We start from the raw sequence: 1,419 nt of genomic DNA on the forward strand, positions 1-1,419 counted from the left end.
GGCGGCGCTGGCGGGGTCATGACGCATGACGCATCTCCCTCAGCGTGTCGTAGCGCCCCACATCGGCTTTGGGCTCTTTGCCAAGGCGCAGGGCCTGCGGCGCATCGATGGGAGGAGCCGGTGGCGCCTTACCGTCGATCAGGCGGTGTAGCACATTGAGAACATGGGTTTTGGTCGCAACCCCATCCTCAAGCGCTAGTTCGACGGCGCGCAGGACGGCCTGTTCATCATGGTGCAGGACAAGGGAGAGGATCTCGACCATTTCTCTGTCACCGCCGGGCCGCTTGAACAACCCAGCCTGCAATTGCCGGAAGGCTTCGGGCATCTCTAGGAATGGCGCGCCATTGCGCAGGGCGCCGGGTTTACGCTGAACGACAGCTAGATAATGCCGCCAGTCATAAATCGTGCGTCCCGGTTTCTGGTGGGATCGGTCAATGATCCGCTCGTGTTCGCACAGGACCTGCCCTTCCGCGACGATGACAAGCCGCTCGGGGTACACGCGCAGACTGACCGGCCGGTTGGCGAAGGAGGCCGGCACGCTGTAGCGGTTACGCTCGAAGGCAATGAGGCAAGTGGGCGACACGCGCTTGGTCTGCTCGACGAAGCCATCGAAGGGCCGCCCCATGGGCATCAGACTGGCCACTTCTTGCGCGTGCACATCGGCGATGGTGCCGGGCAGCGCGCCGTGCTGGATTTCTGGCCACTGCGCGATGCATTGCTCCTCAAGCCAGGCATTAAGGGCGGCGAGGTCCGGGAAGCTGGGCATGGGTTGCCACAAACGGTGGCGGGCATCCTGGACGTTCTTCTCGACCTGTCCCTTCTCCCAACCTGAGGCCGGATTGCAGAAGTCCGTCTCGAACAAATAATGGCTGGCCAGAGCGGCGAACCGGGCATTGACTTGGCGCGCCTTTCCGCGGCCGATCTTGTCGACCGCGGTCTTCATATTGTCGAAGATCCCGCGCTGCGGAACGCCGCCCAGCACACGGAAGGCCTGCGTCAGGGCGTCGAACAACATCTCGTGGGTTTGGAGCAGATAGGCCCGAACGATGTAGGCCCTGCTGTGCGATAACTTCGTGTGGGCCACTTGCAACTTGACCGGCTTACCGCCCAGAACCGCATAATCCTCGCTCCAGTCGAACTGGAAGGCTTCGCCAGGCTGGAAGACCAGCGGCACGAAGGTTCCGCGCCCGCTGGTCTGCTGCTCATATTGACGGACTCGCTTCCAATCACGCGCAAAAGCTGCCACGCGACCGTAGGATCCATCATACCCAAGCACAACGAGATCAGCGTAAAGCTGCTTGGCTGTCCGCTTCTGCTTGCGCGATTTGCCCGCCTCCACCCGTAGCCAACCTGTCAGTTTCTCGGCAAACGGGTCCAGCTTACTTGGTCGATCTGGCACTTTGAACACCGGCTCTACCG

The 1,419-nt window shown here is 61.8% G+C and carries 1 protein-coding gene; it reads right to left on the reverse strand.

What is annotated here, in order from left to right; translation table 11 throughout:
- Positions 1-16: 16 nt before the first annotated feature.
- Positions 17-1,419 (reverse strand): IS21 family transposase (gene istA, locus EOE18_RS18160; RefSeq protein WP_127712160.1); only part of this gene is annotated, 1,403 nt, incomplete at its 5' end.

Source organism: Novosphingobium umbonatum (assembly GCF_004005905.1).
Taxonomy (GTDB): domain Bacteria; phylum Pseudomonadota; class Alphaproteobacteria; order Sphingomonadales; family Sphingomonadaceae; genus Novosphingobium; species Novosphingobium umbonatum.